The 24,729-nt window shown below is 43.4% G+C and carries 25 protein-coding genes; 8 read left to right on the forward strand and 17 right to left on the reverse strand.

All coding sequences use genetic code 11. The features are described 5' to 3' along the window. The first annotated feature begins 309 nt into the window (after positions 1 to 309). Both MH215_RS26255 and MH215_RS26260 read left to right on the forward strand, forming a co-directional pair. Positions 310 to 885, forward strand: coding sequence for a TetR/AcrR family transcriptional regulator (locus tag MH215_RS26255; protein ID WP_056702755.1), 576 nt, complete (start codon positions 310 to 312; stop codon positions 883 to 885). Positions 886 to 1,099: 214 nt separating this feature from the next. Further along, positions 1,100 to 2,680 carry an oleate hydratase gene (locus tag MH215_RS26260; RefSeq protein ID WP_239293945.1) on the forward strand — a complete coding sequence of 527 codons (1,581 nt, stop codon included), beginning with the start codon at positions 1,100 to 1,102 and terminating at the stop codon, positions 2,678 to 2,680. Between the two features lie 103 nt (positions 2,681 to 2,783). On the opposite strand, the gene MH215_RS26265 is transcribed toward MH215_RS26260, so the two are convergent. Continuing rightward, a complete protein-coding gene (locus MH215_RS26265) occupies positions 2,784 to 3,869 on the reverse strand; it encodes a UDP-N-acetylmuramoyl-tripeptide--D-alanyl-D-alanine ligase (RefSeq protein ID WP_239293946.1) in 1,086 nt (361 codons plus the stop codon). 125 nt (positions 3,870 to 3,994) lie between these two features. Here MH215_RS26265 and MH215_RS26270 point away from each other — a divergent pair, with 125 nt between their 5' ends. After that, positions 3,995 to 4,492, forward strand: coding sequence for a cell wall hydrolase (locus MH215_RS26270; protein WP_239293947.1), 498 nt, complete (start codon positions 3,995 to 3,997; stop codon positions 4,490 to 4,492). Here the strand turns inward: MH215_RS26270 and MH215_RS26275 are convergent. The 5 genes from MH215_RS26275 to MH215_RS26295 are packed head-to-tail and all read right to left on the reverse strand — an operon-like array spanning position 4,477 to position 8,540. After that, positions 4,477 to 5,229 (reverse strand): glycosyltransferase family 2 protein, encoded by a 753-nt coding sequence (locus MH215_RS26275; protein WP_239293948.1) that lies wholly within the window; start codon positions 5,227 to 5,229, stop codon positions 4,477 to 4,479. The genes MH215_RS26270 and MH215_RS26275 overlap by 16 nt on opposite strands. A 27-nt stretch (positions 5,230 to 5,256) precedes the next feature. Next, positions 5,257 to 5,871, reverse strand: a complete 615-nt coding sequence (locus MH215_RS26280; RefSeq protein WP_239293949.1) for a polysaccharide deacetylase family protein — start codon at positions 5,869 to 5,871, stop codon at positions 5,257 to 5,259. Between the two features lie 37 nt (positions 5,872 to 5,908). Then, positions 5,909 to 6,886 carry a CgeB family protein gene (locus tag MH215_RS26285; protein ID WP_239293950.1) on the reverse strand — a complete coding sequence of 326 codons (978 nt, stop codon included), beginning with the start codon at positions 6,884 to 6,886 and terminating at the stop codon, positions 5,909 to 5,911. Beyond that, complete coding sequence (locus tag MH215_RS26290; protein WP_239293951.1) at positions 6,883 to 7,551, reverse strand: polysaccharide deacetylase family protein; 669 nt, start codon at positions 7,549 to 7,551, stop codon at positions 6,883 to 6,885. The genes MH215_RS26285 and MH215_RS26290 overlap by 4 nt, the downstream gene beginning before the upstream one ends. After that, the gene (locus MH215_RS26295) at positions 7,551 to 8,540 is read right to left on the reverse strand and encodes a CgeB family protein (RefSeq protein ID WP_239293952.1); all 990 of its coding nucleotides are present in this window, start codon (positions 8,538 to 8,540) and stop codon (positions 7,551 to 7,553) included. Before MH215_RS26295 ends, MH215_RS26290 begins: the two co-directional genes overlap by 1 nt. An 81-nt stretch (positions 8,541 to 8,621) precedes the next feature. Between MH215_RS26295 and MH215_RS26300 the strand changes: the two genes are divergently transcribed. Next, complete coding sequence (locus MH215_RS26300) at positions 8,622 to 9,245, forward strand: polysaccharide deacetylase family protein (RefSeq protein WP_239293953.1); 624 nt, start codon at positions 8,622 to 8,624, stop codon at positions 9,243 to 9,245. On the opposite strand, the gene MH215_RS26305 is transcribed toward MH215_RS26300, so the two are convergent. The 5 genes from MH215_RS26305 to MH215_RS26325 form a co-directional block, all read right to left on the reverse strand. Beyond that, on the reverse strand, positions 9,238 to 10,221 hold the full coding sequence (locus tag MH215_RS26305) for a CgeB family protein (RefSeq protein WP_239293954.1): 984 nt from the start codon (positions 10,219 to 10,221) through the stop codon (positions 9,238 to 9,240). The genes MH215_RS26300 and MH215_RS26305 overlap by 8 nt on opposite strands. A 208-nt stretch (positions 10,222 to 10,429) precedes the next feature. Beyond that, a complete protein-coding gene (locus MH215_RS26310; RefSeq protein WP_239293955.1) occupies positions 10,430 to 10,801 on the reverse strand; it encodes a hypothetical protein in 372 nt (123 codons plus the stop codon). A 141-nt stretch (positions 10,802 to 10,942) separates the two neighbouring features. Further along, positions 10,943 to 12,160 carry an N-acetylglucosamine-6-phosphate deacetylase gene (gene nagA, locus MH215_RS26315; protein ID WP_239293956.1) on the reverse strand — a complete coding sequence of 406 codons (1,218 nt, stop codon included), beginning with the start codon at positions 12,158 to 12,160 and terminating at the stop codon, positions 10,943 to 10,945. Positions 12,161 to 12,305: 145 nt separating this feature from the next. Next, positions 12,306 to 13,034 carry a glucosamine-6-phosphate deaminase gene (gene nagB, locus MH215_RS26320; protein WP_145049824.1) on the reverse strand — a complete coding sequence of 243 codons (729 nt, stop codon included), beginning with the start codon at positions 13,032 to 13,034 and terminating at the stop codon, positions 12,306 to 12,308. A 4-nt stretch (positions 13,035 to 13,038) separates the two neighbouring features. Continuing rightward, positions 13,039 to 13,902, reverse strand: a complete 864-nt coding sequence (locus MH215_RS26325; protein ID WP_239293957.1) for a MurR/RpiR family transcriptional regulator — start codon at positions 13,900 to 13,902, stop codon at positions 13,039 to 13,041. A gap of 245 nt (positions 13,903 to 14,147) precedes the next feature. On the opposite strand from MH215_RS26325, the gene MH215_RS26330 reads away from it, so the two are divergent. Both MH215_RS26330 and MH215_RS26335 read left to right on the forward strand, forming a co-directional pair. After that, the gene (locus tag MH215_RS26330) at positions 14,148 to 14,513 is read left to right on the forward strand and encodes a hypothetical protein (RefSeq protein ID WP_239293958.1); all 366 of its coding nucleotides are present in this window, start codon (positions 14,148 to 14,150) and stop codon (positions 14,511 to 14,513) included. Then, on the forward strand, positions 14,513 to 15,532 hold the full coding sequence (locus MH215_RS26335) for a hypothetical protein (RefSeq protein ID WP_239293959.1): 1,020 nt from the start codon (positions 14,513 to 14,515) through the stop codon (positions 15,530 to 15,532). The genes MH215_RS26330 and MH215_RS26335 overlap by 1 nt, the downstream gene beginning before the upstream one ends. A 115-nt stretch (positions 15,533 to 15,647) precedes the next feature. Here MH215_RS26335 and MH215_RS26340 read toward each other — a convergent pair whose 3' ends face one another. The 6 genes from MH215_RS26340 to MH215_RS26365 all read right to left on the reverse strand — a co-directional run bounded on the left by MH215_RS26340 (position 15,648) and on the right by MH215_RS26365 (position 21,513). Further along, positions 15,648 to 15,872: a helix-turn-helix domain-containing protein gene (locus MH215_RS26340; protein ID WP_017692532.1), complete on the reverse strand. Its 225-nt coding sequence runs from the start codon at positions 15,870 to 15,872 to the stop codon at positions 15,648 to 15,650. Between the two features lie 240 nt (positions 15,873 to 16,112). Further along, positions 16,113 to 17,096: a YhcN/YlaJ family sporulation lipoprotein gene (locus MH215_RS26345; RefSeq protein ID WP_239293960.1), complete on the reverse strand. Its 984-nt coding sequence runs from the start codon at positions 17,094 to 17,096 to the stop codon at positions 16,113 to 16,115. Between the two features lie 209 nt (positions 17,097 to 17,305). Continuing rightward, positions 17,306 to 18,256, reverse strand: coding sequence for a DUF4340 domain-containing protein (locus MH215_RS26350; RefSeq protein WP_239293961.1), 951 nt, complete (start codon positions 18,254 to 18,256; stop codon positions 17,306 to 17,308). Continuing rightward, positions 18,253 to 19,647, reverse strand: coding sequence for a GldG family protein (locus tag MH215_RS26355; protein ID WP_239293962.1), 1,395 nt, complete (start codon positions 19,645 to 19,647; stop codon positions 18,253 to 18,255). The genes MH215_RS26350 and MH215_RS26355 overlap by 4 nt, the downstream gene beginning before the upstream one ends. Before the next feature lie 4 nt (positions 19,648 to 19,651). After that, complete coding sequence (locus MH215_RS26360; protein WP_128103352.1) at positions 19,652 to 20,368, reverse strand: ABC transporter permease subunit; 717 nt, start codon at positions 20,366 to 20,368, stop codon at positions 19,652 to 19,654. Then, a complete protein-coding gene (locus MH215_RS26365) occupies positions 20,365 to 21,513 on the reverse strand; it encodes an ABC transporter ATP-binding protein (RefSeq protein WP_239293963.1) in 1,149 nt (382 codons plus the stop codon). Before MH215_RS26365 ends, MH215_RS26360 begins: the two co-directional genes overlap by 4 nt. Before the next feature lie 344 nt (positions 21,514 to 21,857). Between MH215_RS26365 and MH215_RS26370 the strand changes: the two genes are divergently transcribed. Both MH215_RS26370 and MH215_RS26375 read left to right on the forward strand, forming a co-directional pair. Continuing rightward, positions 21,858 to 22,931, forward strand: coding sequence for a glycosyltransferase family 4 protein (locus MH215_RS26370; RefSeq protein ID WP_239293964.1), 1,074 nt, complete (start codon positions 21,858 to 21,860; stop codon positions 22,929 to 22,931). A gap of 462 nt (positions 22,932 to 23,393) precedes the next feature. Continuing rightward, positions 23,394 to 24,725 carry an S-layer homology domain-containing protein gene (locus MH215_RS26375; RefSeq protein ID WP_239293965.1) on the forward strand — a complete coding sequence of 444 codons (1,332 nt, stop codon included), beginning with the start codon at positions 23,394 to 23,396 and terminating at the stop codon, positions 24,723 to 24,725. The last annotated feature ends 4 nt before the right edge of the window (positions 24,726 to 24,729 follow it).

A 24,729-nucleotide genomic window follows, 5' to 3' on the forward strand; every position in this document is an offset into this window, starting at 1 on the left:
ATTTTTGGTTTTAGAGGGTTGGGGTGACGTTTAGAGTTTTTTGGTTTAAATTGGTTGGCGGGATTTATTTTCTTTTGAATTTTGGGTTATTCATTTCTTTTTTGATTCTTGAATTATGCTTATGGGTTCTGTTTCCTTGTTCCTGATCTTTGTTTCAATCTTAGTTTTGGTTTTTGATTCAGTTCCTTTTCTCGTGCCTGCTTTGTGCTTCCTTTTGATTTTTGTTTTTCTTTTTTGTGTTTTTGGTCATGGAGTCTGCTGCATGTTTGACTGATAATGTAGCTAATCCTTACGAAGAGGTGAAATGATATGTCTGCTTCTCACCTAACCAAAAAGGCGCTGGCTCGTTCGCTTAAATTACTGATGGAGCATGTACCGCTAAACAAGATTACAGTCAAACATCTGGTTGACGATTGTGGTGTGAACCGGCAAACCTTTTATTATCATTTTCAGGATATTTATGCGCTGCTTGAGTGGATCTATAAGACCGAAGCGGTGGAAAGTCTAACGGAGTATCGAAGCTACAGTACATGGACGGATGGATTCTATAAAATCTTTTGTTATATCGAGGATAATAAGGCGTTCTGCTTCAATACTTTGGATTCTCTTGGACGAACCCACCTTGATGGATATCTCTATGAGGTAACGCATGATCTAATCATGGGTGTCATCGATGAACTAGCTTGCGGGATCCAGGTACGAAGTGAGGACAAGGAGTTTGTGGCCAACTTTTACACCTTGGCGTTTACTGGGCTGATCATTCAGTGGATGAGAGGCCACATGTCAGAGCCGCCAAAACAGATCATTGAAAAGCTTAGTGAGCTGATCGAAGGCAACGTGGTACGAGCATTACACAGATATGAGAATAAGCTGCCATCCACCTAAGGATGCGCAGCTTATTTCGTCTATCGCTCACTTACTTATATATCTTATTTTCAACTTACTTGTATGTATGGTGGCATCGCATAACTCAAAATTTAGACAATTTCCCAAAAGTGACTAAAAAGTAGACACTCCCATTCTTTTGACCATACCTTACTTCACCTGCAAGGTTTACATTAGGGATGTGATTACAGAACCCTTATGGAGGCGAATCATTGTGAAGAACGAATACGGTAATAAACAGGTCTATTTTGTAGGCGGCGGCATTGCTTCATTAGCAGGGGCAGCATATCTTGTCCGAGACTGCGACTTCCCAGGAGAGCACATTCACATTATCGAAGAGATGAACATTCTGGGTGGTAGTAACGACGGCGCTGGTAACCCCGATCAAGGATATATCATCCGCGGTGGACGAATGCTCAATGACGAGGCTTATGAGAATCTCTGGGAGCTACTGGCTTCCATTCCCTCTATCGATCGTCCTGGTTTGTCGGTCAGACAAGAGATTACCGAGTTTGATCATGCTAACCCCACCCACTCCAACGCTCGGCTCATTAATCGTGACGGCGAGGTCGAAGATGTGCTCTCTATGGGCTTTGATATGGCCGACAGGCTGGCGATGGGCAAGCTGATTATCACACCTGAAGATACACTAGGTAAATTACGGATCAGTGATTGGTTTGGCCCTCACTTTTTCCAAACAAACTTCTGGTATATGTGGGCTACCACCTTTGCGTTCCAGCCTTGGCACAGTGCTGTAGAATTCAAGCGATATATGCTCCGCTTCTTTCACGAATTCCCTAGAATTCAAACGCTCGAAGGTGTTACACGCACTCCATACAATCAATATGATTCCATCATCTTACCTTTGCAAAAATACCTTGAACCATTCGGCGTAGATTTCACCCTGAAATGCACCGTCACCGATCTGGATTTCAAAGAAGGCGATGGTATTACAGTGGAACGGATGCATGTACGCCGGAATGGTAACAAAGATTTCATCGACATTCATGAAGGTGATCTGGTCATTGTCACCAACGGTTCGATGACCGAGGGAGCGGATATTGGTTCCATGTCTTCCGCTCCGAAGCTGAACGGCAAGGGCAGCTCTTGGAAGCTATGGGAGAACATTGCCGCCAAGAAACCTTTACTTGGCAACCCTTCTTCTTTTAACGATCATGTAGATGAGTCCAAATGGGAATCGTTTACCGTTACTTTTCAAGATTCAGTGTTCTTCGATCTGATGGAGAAATTCACGCGTAATCGTGCAGGTACCGGCGCGTTAGTCACCTTCAAAGATTCCAGTTGGTTTATGTCCGTCGTGCTCGCCTTCCAACCACACTTCCGTGGGCAACCAGAGCATGTCAACGTATTCTGGGGTTACGGCTTATATCCCGATAACGTAGGTGACTACGTGAAAAAACGCATGTGTGATTGTACGGGAGAGGAAATCATGCAGGAACTCATCGGCCATCTTCATTTTCAGGAACATCAAGAAGCCATTATGGCTACTGCTAACTGTATCCCATGTATGATGCCTTACATTACAGCGCAATTTATGCCCAGATTGAACAGTGATCGACCAAAGGTCGTTCCTGACGGCTCCACCAATCTTGCCTTTATCAGTCAATTCTGCGAGATTCCTGATGACGTGGTGTTCACGGAAGAATATTCGGTTCGGGCAGCGCGGATTGCTGTGTACACCCTACTGGGAGTAAATCGACCGATTGAACCCATTCATCAGTATCAGTATGATGTCCGCACATTGTTCAGTAGTTTTGTGACCTCATTCAGATAAGCACATTAAGTGCTGGTTATTTGAAATAGGAATAGGATACTCAAAGGAGACGACCAATGGGTTGATCTCCTTTGTTGTCATAGGTGTTCTATATCTCCTTGAATTATCGGATAAGCCAATCCGCTACATCCATTAATTTGACAGGATGACCGTTGGTTGAGCCTTTCAATAAAAATGTATCTCCTGTTTTCCGTTGCATTGCCAGTACTCTTTTTAATGCGTATATTTGAGTGAAATGCTTAACTTGTTTCGAAGACATACCCTCTTGTTGTGCACCAATGCTCAGATACCTGGAATGGTTACCAAACGTATATAACAAGTCTAACTTCTTTTTCCCCAATTTCCGTCCTTGTGCCAAATGAATTCGTTTAGCATGTTTGCCCAAATCCTGTATATCCCCTAGAATAGCGATTTTTCTTCCTCCAGTTGAACCAACATGTCTCAAAACTTCAAGTGCAGAATCCAGTTCAGGTTTCGTATTAAAACTATCATTGATTACCGTTATTTTACGATGATTTTTGAACACGGAAAGACGACCATAAGGCTTCTCCATTTTACGAAATCCTCGTTTAATCTCTGCAACTGAACAGCCAAGATGATGGGAAACGGCAATAGCAAACAAGGCATTGTAAACATTACATTTCCCAAAACAGGGAATGTGAAAACGATGTTTAATTTTGTTCAAACACACGGTGAAATTCATGCCTTTTGAGCTATAGCGGATATTTCGTGCATTGAAATCTGCCTTGTTTTGTACACCTACTGTTATTCGTTTACCTTGGAAAGATTTAAGATTTAGTCGTTTCGAATGAGGATCATCTTTATTGAGAAAAAGCATCCCCTTGCGGTTCATTCCAGCAATAAGCTCAGATTTAGCCGAAGCAATACCACGCAATCCATCTTTAAAGTGACCGATGTGGGCACGACCCACATTAGTGATTACTCCAAAAGTAGGTTGAATCAATTCACAATGACGTTTGATATCGCCCTTTTCCTTCATTCCGTACTCAAGGACAACTGCTTTATGATAAGAGGTAATTTGTCTTTTATATTGTGAGGTAAACCAGGTATCATTCCCATTTTCTACAGACTTAAATGTCCTCCAACGCGTTTGCAAAATAGATGCGATCATCTCTTTCGTTGTGGTCTTTCCCGAGCTGCCCGTGATCGCAACGATTGGCTTGTTCATGTTCTGCCTCCTTTGGCATGAAACTGGGTAAAGGGAGGTTCGCAATGCTTTTTCTTTTCATAGATTAATCATATGAGATTCCAAGTTTGCTATATGGACTCGAATCTATGAGGAGGTTATGTGAGATGTTGCTTAATGAACGACTGAGGTTGTTGGGATATAAGAAAAAAACAATACGTGCCAATTTGATTGCATTTCAGCATGATTTTAAAATAAGTCCAAAATCGACATTGCATCGCCTGACAATACCTCGTCTGAAGGAACTAACATCTGGAGACATCCAGTTAAATCTATTAGCTCGAACAATCTATAGTGAAAGCAGAGGAGAGCCGTACCACGGAATGGTGGCTGTGGGGGCTGTGGTATTAAACCGATTAAAATCCCCTGAATTCCCTACATCACTTGTAGAAGTGATTACTGAGCCTCTTGCCTTTACCGTGATTAGCAATGGACAGTTCTGGCTCAAACCGCAACAACGTGCCTTTCGAGCCGCAAGAGAAGCTCTGAAGGGTAAGGATCCCTCATTAGGATCACTCTACTTCTTCAATCCCGACAAAGCTACCTCCACCTGGGTAAAGAGATTACGAATCAAATTGCGAATTGGAAATCATGTCTTTGCATAACGCTCACTAAGGGCGTAGCTTCTGTAATCCGCATCACATTTCTTTAATTCAATACTTTGGACGAGCAACTGATGATCACTGATTTTCCAAGTATGATTAGATTTGTTGGCGCGACGTCTAATAACGTAATGGGACCAGCCCGATGCATAAATCTTGTAACCTCTTCGTTTGCATCGGATTAGGAACCCCACACATTCTCCGAGTGACACTGGCTGGAACTGAACTTTCTTAAAAACCTTTTTTCGAAACAACAACGTCGCACCAGCGACTTGGTCAACAATGCAATTTTGATCCTTCGGATGACGCAACAACAGTTTAGAATTGGATTCCAGGTATACAAGGCATGCTCTCTTCCCCACAATGTCTGCTTTTGAGTGGTTTAATGTGTACATCATTGTGTTCAGATAATAGGGGGAGTAATAGTCATCGTCGTCAAATCTGGCAATGATTTGATGTTTTGCCCGGCGAATAGCATAGTTCAAACAATGACCTAGTGACTTTTTTTCGGAGACTTGGTACAGCCGGACATCACTTCTTTTATTGATCTTTTTCATGTAATCTTTCAGTTTCATGGAATCATTGTTCAGTACGATAATTAACTCCTTGGCCGCATACTTCTGTCTACCATAGTTTGCAAGTAAACGATTGAAATGCTCTGGACGATTGGTACAGACGATAACGCTCACGTCTTCGGATTGAAATTGTCTAGCACGCTTTTCCCTTCGAGTTAAATGCATAGAATCGGCTCCTGAATTTCACAAGATTTATCGCTGCCGCAACAGTTCAGAAACCGTTGCAAATCGATATCCCTTACGCCTTAACCTACGAACAATAATGGGCACTGCCTTCAAACTTTGATGCCAAGGATCATTCGCATGAAGCAGCACGATAGAGCCAGGTCGAGTATGAGGCACAACCCGGTTTACAATAGTGCTAATTCGGGTTAGTTTCCAATCCAAGGAGTCTACATCCCAATGCACAATAGTCTGATTCAATAACTGGAGCTTCTTGATGACACGATGATCCATATCTCCACCAGGTGTACGAAATAGGCAGGGCCATACTCCTGTTGCACGAACTATTGCATTCTGAGCTAACTTCACTTCATTCTTGATCCATGTATTGTTATGTGCTCTGTAATCCTGATGTCGATATCCATGTGATCCGATCTCGTAGCCTTCTCGCCTTATTCGCTTCGCTATTTTGGGGTGCTCCTCCGCCCAGATACCTGTGATGAAAAATGTAGCCTTTTTCACCCCAAGCTTTTGCAAAAGCGGCAACATACGTAGGGGCACTTCATGACCATTAGCAATATCAAAAGTTAAAGCAACCCGCTTTTGATTGGTTGAAATCCGGCTTAGAATCTGTTGCTTCTTCATTACTGAGGTCATCCTTCCTTTCGAGTAGTCATTTATTTTAAAGGATGTTATGCTTCTTCAATTGACGAATCATGTATTGAGCACGCGATTTATAGTTATGTTTACGTGCAGTACGCTGGCCATGTCTACGGATCTCTTCACGCGCTTCGGGATGCTTAAGATAGTATCGAACAAGCTTGCTTGTCTGCTTGGGTGAAGCCGAAACAACTAGATCACGACCCGGTGTGAACAAACGGCGGATCTCAGGCGTATCGCTTGTAATCAGGAAGCCTCCCGAACCCAAAATCTCATACGTCCTCTGGGTTACCTGATTAAGTTGATTCTGCGGACCAATGACAATTTTGGTGGAGCTGTATACTTTGCGTGCATCTGGATACTCCAGGTATCCATGTATCCAACTTCGCGGGATGCGTGTTCCCAGAACAGGTTTCATTTCTTCCCACTGTTTTCCCCAAAAGTCGATTCGAGTACCCTCTTGAACTAGTGGACGAATCAAATGATGTAACGATTTAATGCGAAAATGCTCCGGATACAGTTTGAGTATTCTAGAATAACCATTAGCTACCACTGCAATGTTGCTTTTCAAATGAGGAACGACTTTTCCTCTTCGATGTACTTTACGGTGAAAACCAAAGTCCATATGTGCAGCTTTAATGCCCATACGTTGATATTTTTTCACCATGGAGCGACATATGGTAAAAACAAAATCAGGTTGGACTACGCGGACATAAGGACGTGAAAAGGATTCATGATGCGTAGGGTCTTCTGTTGCCCAATACACATGGGGAATACGTGTATCACCAATATATCTTCTCATCCATTTCTGCTTATTGACCGTATGCTCCGGTGTCCAGCCCATACTAATGACGAGATCAGGCTTAAAGTCCTTCATCAATCTAGATAACTTGCTTCGGGTAAGAACGCCGGAAATTTTCACGGTATGACCTGCGTCCCTGAATCCGTTAGGAAGTCCGTGAATCCACATAGGGTGGCTTTCAAGAAACAATACTTTCACGATCGCCCCTCCTTAATTTGATAGTTGTAGGAGTTTGTAGATAGCCTATCGAATAGATACCCTTGCTTCTTCAGTCCGCGAATGATAAGGGGCAGTGCTAACATACTCTGCTTAGAGAAGTCATGGAATAGAATGATGTTACGTTGACGGTTTCTGCTCTCACGCAATACTTTGGCTGTAATCTCTTCCGGTGTACGCTTCGGAAACAATGAGTCCTGGGAATCAATTGTCCAATCAAAGTAAGTGTAACCCCTAGATGTTAGATTTCTTTTTATGGCCATCATCGTTCCACGCCCACCGATTCTAGACCCTCGCTCACTATTGGAGCCCCCAGGAAAACGGAACAAATGTGTACGTATTCCAATGACACGGTACAAAAAGCGTTCCATTCGGTCGAAATCAGCAAAGAAATCTTTTGGGCTACGATAAATACGATCAAAATGATGCGAGTACGTATGATTTCCAATGCTATGACCTAATCTTTTTAGTTTTCTATACATTCGTAATCCATATGGGCTTGAATTACCTACCACAAAAAACGTAGCTCTAATATGGTGTTGCTTCAAAATGTCCAATATTTGATTGGTGTACAAGGATGGACCATCATCAAATGTTAGATATGCGACCTTATCGTGCCGTTTATATGTCGTTCGAAGGGTGACCATCACTTGACCACTCCCCTTTTTCTCAGTGTCGACAACATAAATTGTGCACGGGCGGTATAGTTGTGCCTTCCAATCGCAGAACGTCCATTACGTCTAACTCGCTCTCTTTCATTCTCATTCTTTAGATAATAACGCACTTTTCTCAACGTCTCCGCTGGATTGGAGCTTACAGCCACATCTCTTCCGGGCTTCAACATACCTCTCACTGCTGGCGTATCACAAGTCAGGAAAAATCCAGATGAACCTAAGGTTTCATATGTTCGTTGGGTTAACATATCCGTGTAATTTTGTAATCCGATCATGATTTTCGCCGAGCTGAATACCTGGTTAGCATTTTTATAGGAAATATGCCCCTTAATCCAGTTTGGTGGAATATCACATCCCAAAATGGATTTCATACGAGACCAATTCTTACCATAAAAATGAATACGATATCCGTTCTTAAGCAACGGACGTACAAGGATACGTAGAGATTGATTCCTATAAAGTTTAGGATACTTTTTCAGAACATCTGGGTAGGCGTTCGCCACTAGCGCAATATCCGTCTGATACTTCTTTTTCACACGAGTTCGGAAATGTACTTTGGGATGATATGCATAGTCAAGATACGCTGCTGAATAACCCATCCGTCGAAATCTATTGGCCGTCTTCTCCGAAATGGTAAACGTGTAATCAGGCTTCATACGCTTAAGGAGAGGAAGGGTAAACACCTCCGTGAAATTCGGATCCTCTGTCGACCAATAAATAAGTGGAATACGATATTCAGTTGCTAGCCTTCTCACCATCCGCTGCTTTCTCCGAGTATGATCCGGTCCCCATCCTACGGACACCAGCATATCGGGCTTGTAGGTACGCAATTGTTGACGAAGTGTTCTCTCTTGAACCGGCCCTGATGCTCGTACCTGGTGTCCAAGATCTCTTAGACCATCAGGCAGTCCATACGACCATAATTTCCCTCGTTCTAAGAATAATATTTTCAATAGATTCACCACCGTCCTGTAATCACTATGACAAGTGCATAATCAATTCAATTCGGTTGACATATATATGTTTAGAAAAGGGGGCATTCAATGAATCCACGATTCGAAGCAATATACCGTGTGAATACATCTAAAAAATGTATAGCTTTGACATTTGATATTGGTTGGGGCGGTAAAGTGCCCATTCCAGTCCTTGAAGCTCTATCTGCTAACAAAGTTGACAAGGCAACTTTCTTTTTATCCAGTACTTGGGTGTCGGCAAGACCACTATTAGCTCGTAAAATTAAACATTATGGTTATGAAATTGGCTCGCATGGATACCGTCATGAGAATTACACTGAACATAATAATCGATGGATCACCAGTGAAGTTAAGGCAGCAGAAAAGACTATCCGAAAGGCTACCGGAGTTACATGCAAGCTCATCCGTACACCAAACGGTGATATGAACCAACGCGTCATTCAGTTGCTTGGCTCTCTGGGGTATTCGACCATCCACTGGAGTAAAGATTCTATGGACTGGACGAATCCGGGAGTCCGTACCATCATTCGTAATTCCACCACAGGGGTACAAAACGGTGAGATTCTGTTGCTGCATGCAAGCGACTCGGCGCGTCAAACTGCTCGGGCACTTCCTTTTATTATCCGCAAGCTTCGCGCTCAGGGATTTACGTTCGTAACCGTATCTGAATTACTAAGAATGCGTTCTAAATAATGCCTTTCCTTGTCAGAGTATGAAGAATATATGCCGCTCTCTTTTTGTAGGAATGTTGAGCCGCAGCCTTTACCGCATTGTATTTAATCTGCTTCCGCTTCTGAGGGCTCCGCAAATATTTAACAATCAGTTGCCTCGTTTCTCTCTCTGATGAGGATACGAGAAGATCTTTACCTGGGCGAAACCATCTACGTACTTCTGGGGTATCATCCGTAATAAGCAAGCCACCAGAAGCCAGAATTTCATATGTGCGTTGGGTAAGACGGTCTTCTGCATTCTGCGGACCAATGACAAAATCAACGGAATTGTATACTTTGACAGCTTCCTTATATGGCAGATAACCATGGATATGTTTTGCAGGAATATTCCGGTTGAACAGTTTCTTCATCTTGTTCCAATCTCGACCATAAATATTGATATCTAAGCCTTCTGCTAAAAAAGGATTTATCAGTCGACGTACTGACTTAAAACGGTAATGCTCAGGCTTCTCCTGGTATAATTTGGAGTAACCATTGGCTACTAGCGCCGCTGTCGCTCTGTACTTCTTAACTCGTTTCGATTTACAATGTGTATCCGGATCACTTCCAAAATCCAAGTGTGCGGCTGGAATAGCCAGTTTCTTGAAACGATGTACTGTTGGTCGGTGAATAGAAAATACAAAAGCAGGACGTGTCCTTCGAATGAGTGGTAATGAGAACACATCTGTGTAACCTGGATCTTCTGTTGACCAATATATGAGCGGTACATTGGATGCTCGCACTAACTGAGCAATGAGCCGTTGTTTCTCAGGTGTACTGTTGGACGGTGTCCAACCCATGGCAATAATCAAATTAGGCTTGAAACGTCGAATTGTTCGGGCAGCGTTCTGATCTGTAGCGCAGATTTTCACTTTATGCCCCAATTTCTCAAAACCTTTTGGTAGACCATAAATCCACATCGGGTGCGTCTCCAAAAATAAGATGCGGTACATAATCATTTTTTGTCTCCTAACCATGAGCACAATTTATTTAGGTGCCAACATCTTATTCAACTCGCTTTCAATTGCTTGGGCTTCTACCTAATCGAATGTCGTTGTTTAGAAGTTGCTGACGTACTCATATACAAAAAAAAGATAGACGATATACTGATTTATAAAATCAGACATACCGTCCACCTTTTTTTGTTTTTAAAATAAGGAAACATAATTATCTTCGAAATGTTGTAAATTGTAGCATTCGCATAACCTGCATGAGGTGTGTAATTTCTCGCTGGACATCCATAGTGCTTGTGCCACTCATCGCTTGATTGGCCTTGAGTGTTCTCCGGGTATTCAGCATACCTTCAATCAGTTTCATAACCGTGTTGCGTCCACGATGATCTACAATCATATACTTTTTGCGTGCATCCAGCTCTACCCACACGATATTGCTGAACGATGCAAATAATTGCTTACGATACTGCTCCATATCAGTCTCATTATAATGCTCGCCATAGAAAGCATAATATCCGTGAATGTGCAGCTTCTCTGCCAGCACTGTGATAAAAGGATCAAGCTCAGGCATAACATTGCGTTCCATATTTCACGCCTCCGTGATGCGTAATCCGTAGATCCCATCTTATTTTGAGATCTATTTTATCATATAATCTAGTCTATTTCCTCTCTCACAGTATCTGCCCAGACTGTCTATCTTATATGACTCGTGGGACGCTGGCATGATTCAGTTCAGTGATTCAGCGATTCGCCGTCCTTTTACCCACACACCCGAAACGTCCAATCCCTCATTCAGCAACACGATGTCTGCCTGCTTGCCCTGAACGAAGGAGCCTGTCCGATGATCGATGCCCAGCAAACGAGCTGGGGTCAGACTCGCTGCTCGTGACGCAGCCGTAACACTTAAGCCAACCTCCTGCACAAGGTACCGGAAGCCTCGCACCATAGTTAGTGTGCTACCCGCCAGCGCACCACCGTCCTTCAAGCGTGCCACACCATGCTCAACAATAACCGGAAGATCACCAATGGCGTATTCCCCATCATCTAGACCTGCAGCAGACATGGCATCTGTAATCAACACCAGTTGATCTATGGGTTGTTTCAGTTGTGCCAGTATGGAAATGGCTGCTGGGTGCACATGAATTCCATCTGCAATGACTTCTGCACTAATGCGTGGATCGCTGAGCACGGCTCCAGCAGCCCCGGGAAGTCGATGATGCAGTGGCGTCATGGCGTTGAATGTATGTACGGCATGATGCAACCCCGCCTCTACCGCACGTTGTACCTCATCATAGCTAGCATCTGTATGCCCTAGTGCTGCCGTGATTCGTTGACTTCGCAGCCATGCAATTAGCTCCAACGCACCTTCACGCTCTGGCGCCAATGTAACCTGCCGGATCAATCCAGGATATTGTTGCTCCCATTCTTCTAGCCACGATACATTAGGCATTACAATATGCTCCGGATTTTGCGCTCCAGGCCATTTAGGGCTGAAAAACGGCCCTTCCAGATGCACTCCCTCGAGTTGTGCAAAAGGCATCGTTTGGGATCGATATGCATGAACCTCATACAGCACCTGATCCAATCTGTCCTTCGGTGCGGTCATCGAAGTAGCCAGCATCGCGGTTGTTCCTTGAGTGCAATGGAATGCAGTGATTGTATCCAGCACCTCTGGATTAGCATCCATGAAATCCTCCCCATTGCCGCCATGCACATGGATATCGATAAATCCAGGCACAATCATGCCATGCTCAGGCACAGGCAAAAATAATTCTTGTCGTCGAATTGAATCAGGTAGCCCTTCGGGCGAGCCTGCATATATTATTTTCCCATCACGCCAAGCCAAAATTCCATCGTCTATCATACGATCTGAAAGAACAAGCTTCCCCCGTAAAATGGATACCGCATCTCTAGCCTTAAGCTCTTGTATATCGCCTGTACTCATTCAACCAACCTCCTAACCCAACCTATGATGTTTAAACGTTATCAGGATCAAATTTATAATTGATTAAACTGCTTTAATTGAAAAGTAGATATTAACTTTAACGACCCATCTGAATCTTCTATATTTATTCTTGCTAAATTTCCAATCATTTCACCCATCTACCTGCAGCGCGGTCTAATAGTACAACCACATTGGGGTGACATTGCAGCAGTGAAGCTGGGCATTCCGTAGTAATTGGCCCCATGAACGCCTGCCGAATAATCTCAGCTTTTTCCTCACCGCGAGCAATCAGCAGAATCTGTTTGGCTTTCAGTATCGTACCAACTCCCATGGTAATCGCCTGCGTTGGAACCTGATCGATACTGTCAAAAAAGCGAGCATTCGCTTTTCTCGTCTCTTCCTTCAACGCCACAACATGTGTACGACCCGTCAGCTCTGTGCCAGGCTCATTGAATCCAATATGACCGTTATGTCCGATGCCAAGGATTTGCAGATCAACCGGGCCACGATCCTCAAGCCGTTGTTCATAGGCTTCGCACTCCTGAGCTAAATCCGGCGCGTTACCATCAGGGATATACGTCTTATCCAGATCAATATCGATATGGTGGAACAACTGTTCATTCATGAAGCTACGATAGCTTTCGCTATGCTCAGCGGGTAAACCTACATATTCATCGAGATTGAAGGAGGATGCCTGCGCGAAGCTAACCAGATCTTTTTGCACCATCGCTATTAGCTGTTTATAAATCCCCACTGGAGAACTGCCTGTTGCAAGCCCTAACACAGCTCGTGGTTTCGTCTGTAGCAGACTCGTAATAATCCCGGCACCTGTAACGTTTAAATCTTCTTCATGTTCAAAAATACGTATGTTCATCTCGTTAAGCACCTCCGTTGTTATGAACCCGATAGGACTGTACACTGTGATACGATTGCTCAAGCTTCGGAATAAATTGGTCAAAATCGGAACTCACCATGCCTGTGAACAAAATGTCGATGACATGTAATAAGGCAATTCGTGAAGCCATATCACCTCTTCGCATCCCCTTTTCGAGTGAAGAAGTAAACAACGGAATATCTGATACGGTAGCCAGTTTATTATTACTGTAGGACGTCAACGAAATCGTTGCGGCTCCGACCTGTTTGGCACAATGCAGTGCATCAATCGTCTCTGGGGTTTCGCCCGAATATGATACAGCTACTGCAACATCTCCCTCTCCTAACGAAGAGGCGGAGGTGATCTGCATATGTGAATCTGAGAAGGCCGTACAGCTCTTCCCGATCCGAATCAGTTTCTGATAGAAATCCTGGGTCACAATGGATGATGTAGCCACACCGTAGAGATCGATCCGACGTGCAGCGCACAATAGCTCAACCGCTCTACTCACCCGCTCCAGATCCAGCAAACGAGTTGTATCTGCAATGGAAGCTAGATGATTCGCTTCAATAGCCTCAACGATTTTGGACAATGAGTTACCTGCTACGATATCCTGATATGCCGTTTCTCCTGTTGGATGTGATAATTCGGCAGCAAGTTTCATTTTGAAGTCAGGAAAACCTTTGAAATGAAAAGATTTGCAAAAACGGGTTACCGTCGCCGGGCTCGTCCCGCTTTGCTGCGCAAGATGGTTAATCGTCCAGCCTGGAATGTCTGTGGGCGAACTCAATATCACCTCTGCAATCCGCCGTTCTTGAGCAGGCAGGTCTTGCAATTCTTGCTGCAACGCATGTAATATAGCTGCCATAAGTATGCTCCCTATGAAAATTATTTTTATATTATATAATTAATTTAAGAAAATTATTTTTATAACATCATTTTATACAACGATGGCCTGCAAATCAAGAGTATTTCCTTCACTTTTCTGGTGTAGATCATCGCAGCCTAAATTTCACTTTTCATACCCAGCGAACATACTCTATCTCACTTGTTTCATCTCCAGAGACCCCTTATATTGGAACAATGAGTTTGCATAAAGGAGTGGATCATGTCATGAATAAACGTCAGCAGCAGAAGATCATCCCGTCCTTATGGATCATTGCTGAGAGACAAAGTGAATATAGACCCTATTTCGTCTTATATGCGATTGATTGGAAGCGGGCAGGCCGATTAAGCTGGGAGGGTTGGGATCGTCTGCATGACTTGTTGCAATTCCATGTTCCTATTAGACATAAGATAGGGAGTACAAGAAGCTCATCTCAACCCTGTGCCAAAATTGCCAAAAAAGCGATATTTCTTTCTCTAAATGAAGAACAGTTCGAGACTTTAGAGCAGTTGTTTTATCAGCCTTTTTCTAAGAAACGATGGAAAGAATTTATGAAGCAACACTGTAAACTCCATAAAAAGGTGAGTACATAATGAAAACAGATCATAAGCAGGTTTTGCTTCAAATGATGGCTCCATACCATGAGATGTTGGATCGCATAATGTATGAGATGGGTGATTTTTCACAGGTCGATTATATAGAGAAGCAAGATGCTACGTATGGAAAAAGAGATGCGAATTATACCAATCGCTTCAAAGTACTACTGGCTATTTATCATCGGGAAGATCGGCATGCGCCGCATTATGAGTCGATTGTAAGAAGGCTACTAATGAATGAGATCATAGATCGGCAGACAAACAGCTATCAGGGTATAGGCGAAGCATTATATTACTGTGTATTCTTGCTGAAGCAGTACAACCGGGACGAAGATCAGAAACTATTTTCCCAAGCAAAAGAAGCCAACTTCGATACTAGCTGTGGATTTGAGCCTACTCGAATTGGAGAGCAACACCTTTTTCATATCAATACTGCTGACCTCTCGGATTGCATTCGCCTGTCTGAAGATCTGCTCGAGATGACGTATCATTCAACATTTGTAGATTTATGGATTGCGGAACAGACGTGCTGGAACCAAGAAAATCTGACTGAGCTGCTCTATATTGAACGAAACCGGAAACATATTGAGGGTGAGATTGAAGTACTGAGAAAACTTGCTTCCCTCGAGAAAAATGCCGGAAATGATCATCAATACTGCTACCAGGCATCCAGTTTGGCTGAAAAGCTCATCACCAATGGTCAGTTTGAAGAAGCAACTCTGTCTATGGAATCTGTCATTCCGCTCATTATTAAAGAGGATCGTTGGTGTATGGTTGGATTAGGGCGCCAAATGATTCAAACGTGTATTGATATTATGTATTATTATGGTGCTGATTCTTCCCATTCCCTTACTTTGTGGCAACCCATTGAAGGCTTTCTGGAACAGGCTGTTCAAAATATGAGCTTGAGTCAATATGATCGAGTTACGTCTGCTTGCCAATTCATGGGCAATATTCAGTTGGAGCAGATTTTAATTAAAAACAGAGATAAGCACATAGAGCATAGATCAGTATAATTTTTGAAAATCATTGTGAGATTACTACAGAGCAAAAAAGCCTTGCCCCATTCTTCATGACAAAGAATAGAGAAAGGCTTTCATGCTGCTACTTAACCTTAACTGTAATTCGCAACTAAATCTTCAGTTCTCCGAGCTTAATCAGCTCTACAACTGCTTGCGAACGACCCTTAACATTGAGTTTCTGCATCACATTCGAAATATGGTTACGCACCGTTTTCTCGCTGATGAATAACTGCCCTGCGATGTCACGCGTCGTTTTGTCTTGAACCAATAACTCGAATACTTCGCGTTCACGGTGGGTCAACAAAAATTTACTTTTATGATCGATACCCTTCAATGTTCACCCCTCCTTGCTCGGGTTGTGTTGGTGTAACAAGGTTAAGGGGATACAGTCAACTCATCTTATGTCAGGTCAAGGGCGATGGTTCAGTTTTATAAGAAAAATGGGCATTAATTTGCATATATCGCTCGAATACAAGCAGTGTATATTCATTATAGAAATTATGTACATAACAAACATGCCTTTGCACTAGATGTAAACATCTACACAAAGGCACATTTGTCTCATTCGTTCTGATTACCGGAAATTATGATTCATAAGACCATCACGGTTGTTGTTGCGATTCATTGTACCATCACCAAGAATGCCATCACGATGATTCGGATTCATTGCATTGGTTGGGAAAATACGTTCCACCATTGAAGAGAAGGTATCGATCATGCCACTGATCGGCTTACCGTTACGAATGTCTTTTGCATACGATTCTGTATGCTCAACAAATTCCGGGTTAGCAGACACATAGACATTTTCGACGTTAGGTGCAAATTGCTTGATTTTGGCTGCGATCTTACCTTTGATTTCTTCCGGGGTATTATCGTCCGAGCTATCCACTCGTTGCCCCTCACTTTTAGCTCCATAATGACCATTATCCATCGTGCGGGCTTTGCCACTGTCGGTCAATCCACGCATCATGCCCACTGCTCCTGTGCCCATCGTACCGTAAAGGCCACGATCATTACCCATATGACCACGATCGGTTGCTACACCTGTGTTCAGCCCTGGTGCTATACCGCTTGTCGTATACGGAGACATTGTTCCATCCCCACCATGAACGCGCAAACCGCCCATATCTTCGCTCATACTTTCACTGCGCATGGTGCTGTTCGGACGAACGCTCATGCCTCTCATATTTCCATGAGTCGATTTACTCCCCAACTTGCCCGCATGTCCGTCAGTTAATCGAACAGCAACATACGCATTGCGATCCGTTAACAACACGTTAGCTGACTTAACTTCCTTCATTTCTGTAATACGTTTAGCTAATTCATCACTTGATCTTAGACTGGTGACATTGTGATTACGATAATTGTTGGCGCGAATACCATCCATCCCGTTGGTTTCAACTCCGTAACGGTTTAGACCCCTTACTTCATGGCGCACACTTTGGGATTGCATGTTGTTAGCGTCCTTGTTTGTACCACAACCGGTTAATCCCGCCATTACAAAAATTGCACTTGTCAAAGATAAGGTTATCGCTTTCGCCTTTTTGGCTGCTGGCATGTCTCATCCTCCAATGGGTTATGGTTTTGGTCACAAAGATAGGATGCGCTTCTGTGGTCACTGGTATCCTGAAAGGATATGGAACCTCCATTTTTGGTGGCCTGATCTAATACAGCTTCCTGCCTTAGATGAAAAACAAAAAAAAGATGCTGCAACTTCTGCAGCACCTTTAGATCAATCTTCAATATTCAGACGAGTATTCAGATAAGTTATTTTTTTAGCGCCTCGGCGGAATCCTCCACATCCTTCAACGCATCAGCCTGTAGAGCGTAAGCCCATTCGCCATCCGGAGTAATTACCCAGATCTGGTCAGGGTCAGAAGCAACCGTAAGCCCACGATATACATCCGAAATCATCTGTCCATTCACATTCTGTTCCGCGATAAATGTAAATCGTGGTACGGTGTTTTTCAGCTCAGAGGCTGGGCGCACATCATCGGCAGTTGTTATATTTTTTATTTTACCGATCAGAGAGACTGCATCTGTTGCTTCCAATTCAGCTCCATTGAATGTCCACTGTTTCTCTGCCGTATCTTGTTGAGCTGTTGATTTTAATATCCATGTGGACGCTTCCGCCTCCCAGTCCAGAGACTGCACATTCGATTCATCGAGGTTGAACGGAGTTGTATCCAGCAGCTCGCGCCGTGACAACTCAATACCACTAATCGTTTCACTCTTAACAGCAACAACAGCGCCTGAGTCTACACGAACATAACGAGCATCGTCGGCAGGTAACTGACCACCAATTATAAGTTCGATTTTACGTTGATCCTTGAGCTGTATGTCTAGCCTTGCAGCATCTGTACCTAGTCCATACTTCTCTACATTCGTTGGACTCTCCTCAACGACAAGCTCCTGATCCGCTGCACTTAAAGCATCCAGCAAATTACTTACGGCATAGCCGTTCAGAGGATAAGCTTTTGGTTCAACCATCTGCCAGACCCCTTGCTCCAGTTTCAGTTGTGAGGACTCTTGGCTTGCCGTGCTGTTCTCTTCAGCCGCTGGTTTATGAATTGTAATCGCCTGAATGTCTCCAGCTTGAATCCCAAGCAATTTCACCTGCTCCGCTGCTTCTTCACGAAAATAACTTTGACTGGCTGCATACATCCAGCCCACCAGTAGAACCACTACGGCAAGTATCGTTGGAATCCATTTTCTCATACACGTCTACGCCTCCACCATAAGAATACTCCAATGATAACAAAGACGAGCGGGAATGCGACAAGCGCTACGAAGAATATGACTCTGGCTTGTTCCCCGTTTAGGTATGCCACTTGATAACCAGCTTGTATACGAGGTCTGATCGTTAATCCATCTTGCTTCTCGCTTAAATAATTCGTCACATTCAGAATAAAATCACGGTTACCCCCATTAGTAATCTCTGAATCCTGCATGAAGATCGAAGAGCCAAGAATGACCGCTTTGGGTTTGCCATCCGTCGTATCTGCTGCATACCCAAGTTCCACCGGACCTTGTACATCTTGCTGCGGATCGTTAGAAGTTTCATTTTGTAATAGACCAGCAATATCCTTCTCCCCATAACTATCATTCGATGAATGAATAAGTGGGGACAACGTATATTTGTCCTGCTCTTGGCTAGTCAACGCAATGGACAGAGATAACATTGGATAGAGCTTATTTTCGGATAATTTATCCGTGATTGCATGAGTTCCATACTCAGGTACAACCCATAAAGGTCCCATTGTACTTGCCTGCTGTTGATCCACCATAACTGCATGTTCATCCACTACACCGTAGTCCGCGGCAAGCGCATCGATATTCTTCCAAGCCGACTCCATATCTTCATGGAATCCGAGGGACAGTAGCAGCTTGCCACCATTACTAAGATAGGTACGAATGGCTTTCAGCTCGGTATCACTAATGTCACGCTGTGGACCAATAATAGCAAGCACATCAGCATCCTCAGGAACATGCCCTGCTTGATTCAACTGTAGCTCCTCTGTTGTGATGTTGCTCTGCTCCAATGATGAACGCAGTGTTGTCAGCTGATCCAAACCAAGCTCCTCATGACCGGTCAGGAAAACCATTTTATGCATCTCAGTTGAGGATAGATTCATCAAAGCCTGAGTTAACTTTTCTTCACCTGTAAATTGGTAAGATCCATCGTTTCCATCACCTGCGGCTGTGAACAAACTCGCAATATCAATGACCTTATGCTGATCTCCCTGCTCTAGAATGATAGAGCTGCCTGTAATTCCATATTTCGAAGCGAGCGCCGGCTCCTGCGTCAGATTGTATTGTTCCATCTTCAGCTTGCTATTACGCTTCGTATATTCCTGTACCATATCCGACACTTCACGATTCAAGACAGTATTATTCACATTTTCAACGGTCAACACCAGAATATTGACGTCTTCTTTCACATTTTTGATGGCAGTAAGTGTCTGATCCGATAAGGTGTATTGTTTGTTGGACGTTAGATCGAGTTGGAATCCTCCAAGCGAATTCAGAAATAGCGTTAGCAAAATAAAGATGCCAATGACCGCTACTGATAATACGGTGCTGTTGGTATGACTTAACCATTTTTTCATCTTCTCACCTCCACCGTTTTCGTTCTACAATTTGAATGCTTAACAGCAGAAATACACCGGAGAGCGTTACATAGTACAAAATATCCGGGCCACTGAGCACACCTTTGGTGAAGCTGTCAAAGCGATTCGTTAGTGCAAATGGATCAAGCCATTGCTGCAAAGTAGAACCTGTATTGCCTGCGAATGAATCAAGCATCCACAATACGAGCAATATAATAAAACCAGCTACCGCAGACACCATCTGATGTTGAGATAGCGTTGAAGCGAATAGTCCAATCGCCATCATGCTGCTGCCTAAGAAGAACAAACCTAAGGCTGACAACCATACCGAGGTCAGATCAAGTTCTCCGAAGAAGGACATAATGAACGGATATACCAAGCTACATAGAATAAGTACAACCAGTATGGCCAGCGAAGCCAAATATTTACCGAAAATAATCTCCGTAACTCGTGCGGGAGAGGTTAACAGTAATTCATCCGTGCCTTGTCGAAACTCTTCTGCCACAAGTCTCATCGTTAATAATGGAACTACAAATAACAGCATGGATAATGTATCACCAAGCACGAGGCGATAATCCACTATGCTGGGTTGATAATATACAAAACTCGAATAGAACAACAAGCTTGTCATCAAGACGTACACCGCAAACGCAAAATACGATGTTGGTGATAGGAAATAGGCTTGAAGCTCCTTATTACAAACCGCCATCATTCGTCTCATTTGGAGCCCTCCTCCTTCTGGGCATGAGGCAACTTATCAGACACCGTTGTTGACTCTTCCGTGGATTGTTGGACGTCTGTCACCAAATCTGGCTTCGGATCAACGCATGTTGTCTGATTCGCACTCGGCTCTGTACCTGTAGTAGACGCACCAGCAAGACTGTCCTCCTCTTCTTGCGATACAACTTCTGCTTGTGTCTCCGTTGTCGTAAGTTTCAAGAAGATCTGCTCCAGACTAAGGTTTTCCTTTTTCATCTCGAGGATTGGCAATCCAGCTCCAGACAATAAGTAAAATAACTCTTCACGGAAATCCTCGGAGGATTCGCCCGTAAGTAACATTTTCACCGTGCCTGAATCTGGCTCGCCTTCCACTCCAGTTGGTGATATAACCTCACTCCGAATTTTCTCCCAAGGAATAAGCAAGTTATGTAACTGTTCCTCGGTTGCCTTCACTTCAATAGCGACTTTAAATTGATCTCCCATCGCCGATCCAAAGTGCTGCGGTGAACCATCAAGAACAAGTTGACCCTGGTTGATGATTAACATACGGTTACAGAGTGCACTGACTTCAGGCAAAATATGTGTGCTGAGCAGTACAGTATGATTCTCACCAAGCTCACGAATAAGATCTCGAATCTCAATAATCTGATTCGGATCGAGTCCAGATGTTGGCTCATCCAATACAAGCAGATCAGGCTTATGGATAATAGCCCCAGCAAGTCCAAGCCGTTGCTTGTACCCTTTGGACAATCCACGAATTAATTGCCTTTCTCGGCCCTGTAGACCCAGCCTACTCATCATCTCGCTAACACGTAGCTTCACTTCACGTGGTGCAACATCTCTTAGATTCGCAACGAATTTCAAATACGATTGCACAGTCATGTCCGGGTACAAGGGCGGCGTCTCAGGCAGATAACCAATCTTCGATCGCACACTTCTCCCTTGTTCATGCACAGACACGCCATCTATCGTGATCGATCCTGTAGTTGGTTGCAGATATCCGGTTATCATACGCATCGTTGTTGTTTTCCCCGCACCATTAGGACCTAGAAATCCCACGATCTCTCCGCGCTCCATTGTGAAATCGAGTTGATGTACGCCACGTTGTCCATCATACACTTTACTAACTTGTTTCACTTCGAGCACATCATTCATCCTTTCCCATCAAAGCTTTGCTCAAAAAGTCCATTTTTTGAATTCACACTCAAAATAACCCGTGTACCATCGTTCGATCTACTGACGGCTCTACACGGGATGTTTATTCAAGCATAGCTACAATACCCTAAACCTAGCTTAATGTTCCTTAAAAGAAAGCTTAAAAAAATATGTCTAAAATGTGAATAAGGCTACATTCACCCACACCCTGTGCTTTAGGGAAACGTACCATACCCTAGGAGCAGTTATACCCATTGCCAAGGATATGATAACAATCTGTGCAGAATACAGGAAGACACATGTACAATCCTGCACAATAGTCAGAGGTGAACCTTGTGAAAGTTTTATTCACATTTTTTGTGCCGAGTGGTGGGGTGGACACCTTGAATCGGCTACGCACAGCCGTATTGAAACGTCATGGCATAGAAGCACATGTGTTATACCTGTACCCAGGCTCTGGATTACAGAATGGCACCGGCACTCCCGTATTTACCGCCTCCAGTGATGCAGAAATTAAGGAACTGCTGGATCAACATCAGTATGATGCCGTTATTGTCACTTCAGATATATCTATGCCCGGTAGGCTTAGAGGATTAGGATATGATGGACGGATTATCTTTGAAGCCCAAGGGCTCGGCACACGGGATCAAGCACTAGAAACAATTCAAATGGCTATTCCCTACCTGCAGGCCTACTGTGATGCTGCTGTTATTCCTCCTACCGATCATTTGTTAGAAATGTTCATCCACATCTGTCCTTGGCTACATCGATTTGTCATCCCAAATATGCTGGATACGCAGACCTTTAGTCCACTTAAGGTAGATGTTCCTCCTTATCCGGTTATCGCCTGGGTTGGCCGACTGGAACATAATAAAAATTGGCAAGAATATCTTAACATCTCTAGTGAGATTATTCGCCAAATTCCCAGCGCCAGAATGTGGATGTTCCATGATCCCACACTTGCCAATCCTGAGGATGATGTATTATTTAAACACATGTTGGCAGAAAAAGGACTTGAGGATCGTATTGGAATTTTCGTTAATGTCCCCCATTCGCAAATGCCTACCTTCTATTCCATGACAGCGGAATCCGGTGGGGTGATGTTATCTACATCCATCCTTGAAGGGTTCGGTTATGCGGTGGCAGAAGCGATAAGCTGTGGATGTCCTGTACTCAGCACGGACTCAGATGGCGTACGTTCATTTATTACACACAACAAAACGGGCAAGTTTTACCCCATCGGTCATGTGGATACTGCTGCGGCGGAGGCCATAGATCTGATGAAGAACAAAAGGCTACGTGAACGTATTCGTACACAAGGTCTGCAGCATATGAGCATTTCCTTTTCACCAGATCGCTATGCTACTTCTTTTCGAGAAATGATGACCGCCTTAAGGATTTTCTTCTAAAGCTCTGCAATAACCTTTAATCCCTTCTAATAAACAGCACGGACTCCTTTATAACCCAGCCGGACGATGTGCTGTTTCCTTGTTTGTTATCTCTGATGAACGAGTTTTTCTATTCAGGTCAACGTCTCCTTTTCAGGAAAGATTTAAATGACTCCTTTTCAAATGATTGGAAATCGGTTATCCTTGAATTAGTTTTATTTTCTCAAATTACATAGGACCACCCACACCTTAAAGTATAAGGCTATGAATCTACGGATTTGTGGCCTTTTTTTGCTTTTTTAGGGTTCATAGGTCTCAGGAAGGAGATTAAAAAAACTCTGTTGGATGAATATTTCTGAGAAATAATACCATTTAACTAAATACACATGGTAGAATATTGATTATTATGTCAAATTTAGTATCTGGTAGGAAGAAGTACATACCACAGAACGAAAAAATGTAGATCCGAGAGGAGCATTAAGCATGAAAAAGATGATTGTAACAGGGATTACGACTTTAGCTTTGTTAACAGGGATTGTCGGAGGAATTGGAGGTACTGGGAATTTAATAGAAACAGCTCAAGTAAAGTTAAACCTAAAAAAAACAAACGTAGCTTCCCCTCTTAATGCTGAGGTTACAACGAACCTAAGTGATCAAAACTTACAATCTGTACTGAGTCTGTCAGATCAAAATTTTAAAGATATTGTTGGACATTGGGCAGAAAAAAGTATTAATGGCGCACTTACCCGTGGTTATGTAGATGGTTATCCTAATGGTACCTTCCTCCCTAACAACAATGTATCTCGTGCTGAATTCGTCAAAATGCTAGTTTCTGCGTTGGATTTAGAGGTCAGTAGTAACGCAAGTGCTTCTTGGTATGCACCGTACGTTAACGCTGCACAAGCAGAAGGAATATATCAATCTGGTGATTTTAAGGATTCCAATTGGACAAAAGCAATTAGCCGAGAAGAGATGTCAAAAGTAGCTGTACGAGCAATCGGTGTTAGCGATGTGGAGAAAACGCAGTGGATGTATATGGCAACCAAAAACGGCTTAATATCAGGCACTTCTCCTGGAGTGATCGCTCCAGAAGGCAGTACAACAAGAGCTCAAGCCATCACTGTAATTGAACGCGTGCTCTCGGTTAAGAAGGGAACAAAGCTACCCGTTGATAAGTATGCGGTGTCTGCTGCGGAACTACTCTGGCATGATACAAATATCATGACGATGTTACCGAGATACTTCAGTGATTCCTTCAATGGAAAAGCCTTTGATAACAAAGCCATGGTAAGTACATCGCCCAACGGTAAGGCAGTCTGCAGAATCACTAAGCTCGTTGCGATTGATCTTGCTGATCCCAAAGATCCGAACCGTAAAATAATTGAAGATACGGAGTATGCATGGGCTGGCAATGGCAAATATTATAAGCTTCTTGACTCAGATGGGTATGCTGTCATGGGCATCAGTGAAACGAAAATATCAGGCAAAATGAACGTTAAAGAGTTGTTTCCTTGCAGAATGACATTTCAAAATGATGATTGGTACAACATGTCTGAAAAAGTTACGAGCCCTAAACACCCTAATCGATCGTATGGAATTATGCCGTGGAATCCGAAGTACGAACAATTCCATTCATTTTTAGACATTTCTGAAATTTCAAATGGAACTCTTACATTTGCTACAGGCACACTGTTTCCTAAAACAAACTTTATGTCGGACAAGCCTTTCCGATATATGTTTGGCGGCATGGGTAACTGGCAGGGAACTTTTATTACACTATACCAAGGTAAACTGAATCCAGAATATCATCAGTAGGTGA

This window comes from Paenibacillus sp. ACRSA (genome assembly GCF_022346845.1).
Classification (GTDB): Bacteria; Bacillota; Bacilli; order Paenibacillales; family Paenibacillaceae; genus Paenibacillus.

Coding starts and splice junctions, on each gene's coding strand:
- MH215_RS26255 (WP_056702755.1), top strand. CDS start 310: ATGTCTGCTTCTCACCTAACCAAAAAGGCGCTGGCTCGTTCGCTTAAA.
- MH215_RS26265 (WP_239293946.1), bottom strand. CDS start 3,869: ATGAACAAGCCAATCGTTGCGATCACGGGCAGCTCGGGAAAGACCACA.
- MH215_RS26270 (WP_239293947.1), top strand. CDS start 3,995: ATGTTGCTTAATGAACGACTGAGGTTGTTGGGATATAAGAAAAAAACA.
- MH215_RS26275 (WP_239293948.1), bottom strand. CDS start 5,229: ATGCATTTAACTCGAAGGGAAAAGCGTGCTAGACAATTTCAATCCGAA.
- MH215_RS26280 (WP_239293949.1), bottom strand. CDS start 5,871: ATGAAGAAGCAACAGATTCTAAGCCGGATTTCAACCAATCAAAAGCGG.
- MH215_RS26290 (WP_239293951.1), bottom strand. CDS start 7,551: ATGGTCACCCTTCGAACGACATATAAACGGCACGATAAGGTCGCATAT.
- MH215_RS26300 (WP_239293953.1), top strand. CDS start 8,622: ATGAATCCACGATTCGAAGCAATATACCGTGTGAATACATCTAAAAAA.
- MH215_RS26305 (WP_239293954.1), bottom strand. CDS start 10,221: ATGATTATGTACCGCATCTTATTTTTGGAGACGCACCCGATGTGGATT.
- MH215_RS26310 (WP_239293955.1), bottom strand. CDS start 10,801: ATGGAACGCAATGTTATGCCTGAGCTTGATCCTTTTATCACAGTGCTG.
- nagA (WP_239293956.1), bottom strand. CDS start 12,160: ATGAGTACAGGCGATATACAAGAGCTTAAGGCTAGAGATGCGGTATCC.
- nagB (WP_145049824.1), bottom strand. CDS start 13,034: ATGAACATACGTATTTTTGAACATGAAGAAGATTTAAACGTTACAGGT.
- MH215_RS26325 (WP_239293957.1), bottom strand. CDS start 13,902: ATGGCAGCTATATTACATGCGTTGCAGCAAGAATTGCAAGACCTGCCT.
- MH215_RS26330 (WP_239293958.1), top strand. CDS start 14,148: ATGAATAAACGTCAGCAGCAGAAGATCATCCCGTCCTTATGGATCATT.
- MH215_RS26335 (WP_239293959.1), top strand. CDS start 14,513: ATGAAAACAGATCATAAGCAGGTTTTGCTTCAAATGATGGCTCCATAC.
- MH215_RS26345 (WP_239293960.1), bottom strand. CDS start 17,096: ATGCCAGCAGCCAAAAAGGCGAAAGCGATAACCTTATCTTTGACAAGT.
- MH215_RS26350 (WP_239293961.1), bottom strand. CDS start 18,256: ATGAGAAAATGGATTCCAACGATACTTGCCGTAGTGGTTCTACTGGTG.
- MH215_RS26355 (WP_239293962.1), bottom strand. CDS start 19,647: ATGAAAAAATGGTTAAGTCATACCAACAGCACCGTATTATCAGTAGCG.
- MH215_RS26360 (WP_128103352.1), bottom strand. CDS start 20,368: ATGAGACGAATGATGGCGGTTTGTAATAAGGAGCTTCAAGCCTATTTC.
- MH215_RS26375 (WP_239293965.1), top strand. CDS start 23,394: ATGAAAAAGATGATTGTAACAGGGATTACGACTTTAGCTTTGTTAACA.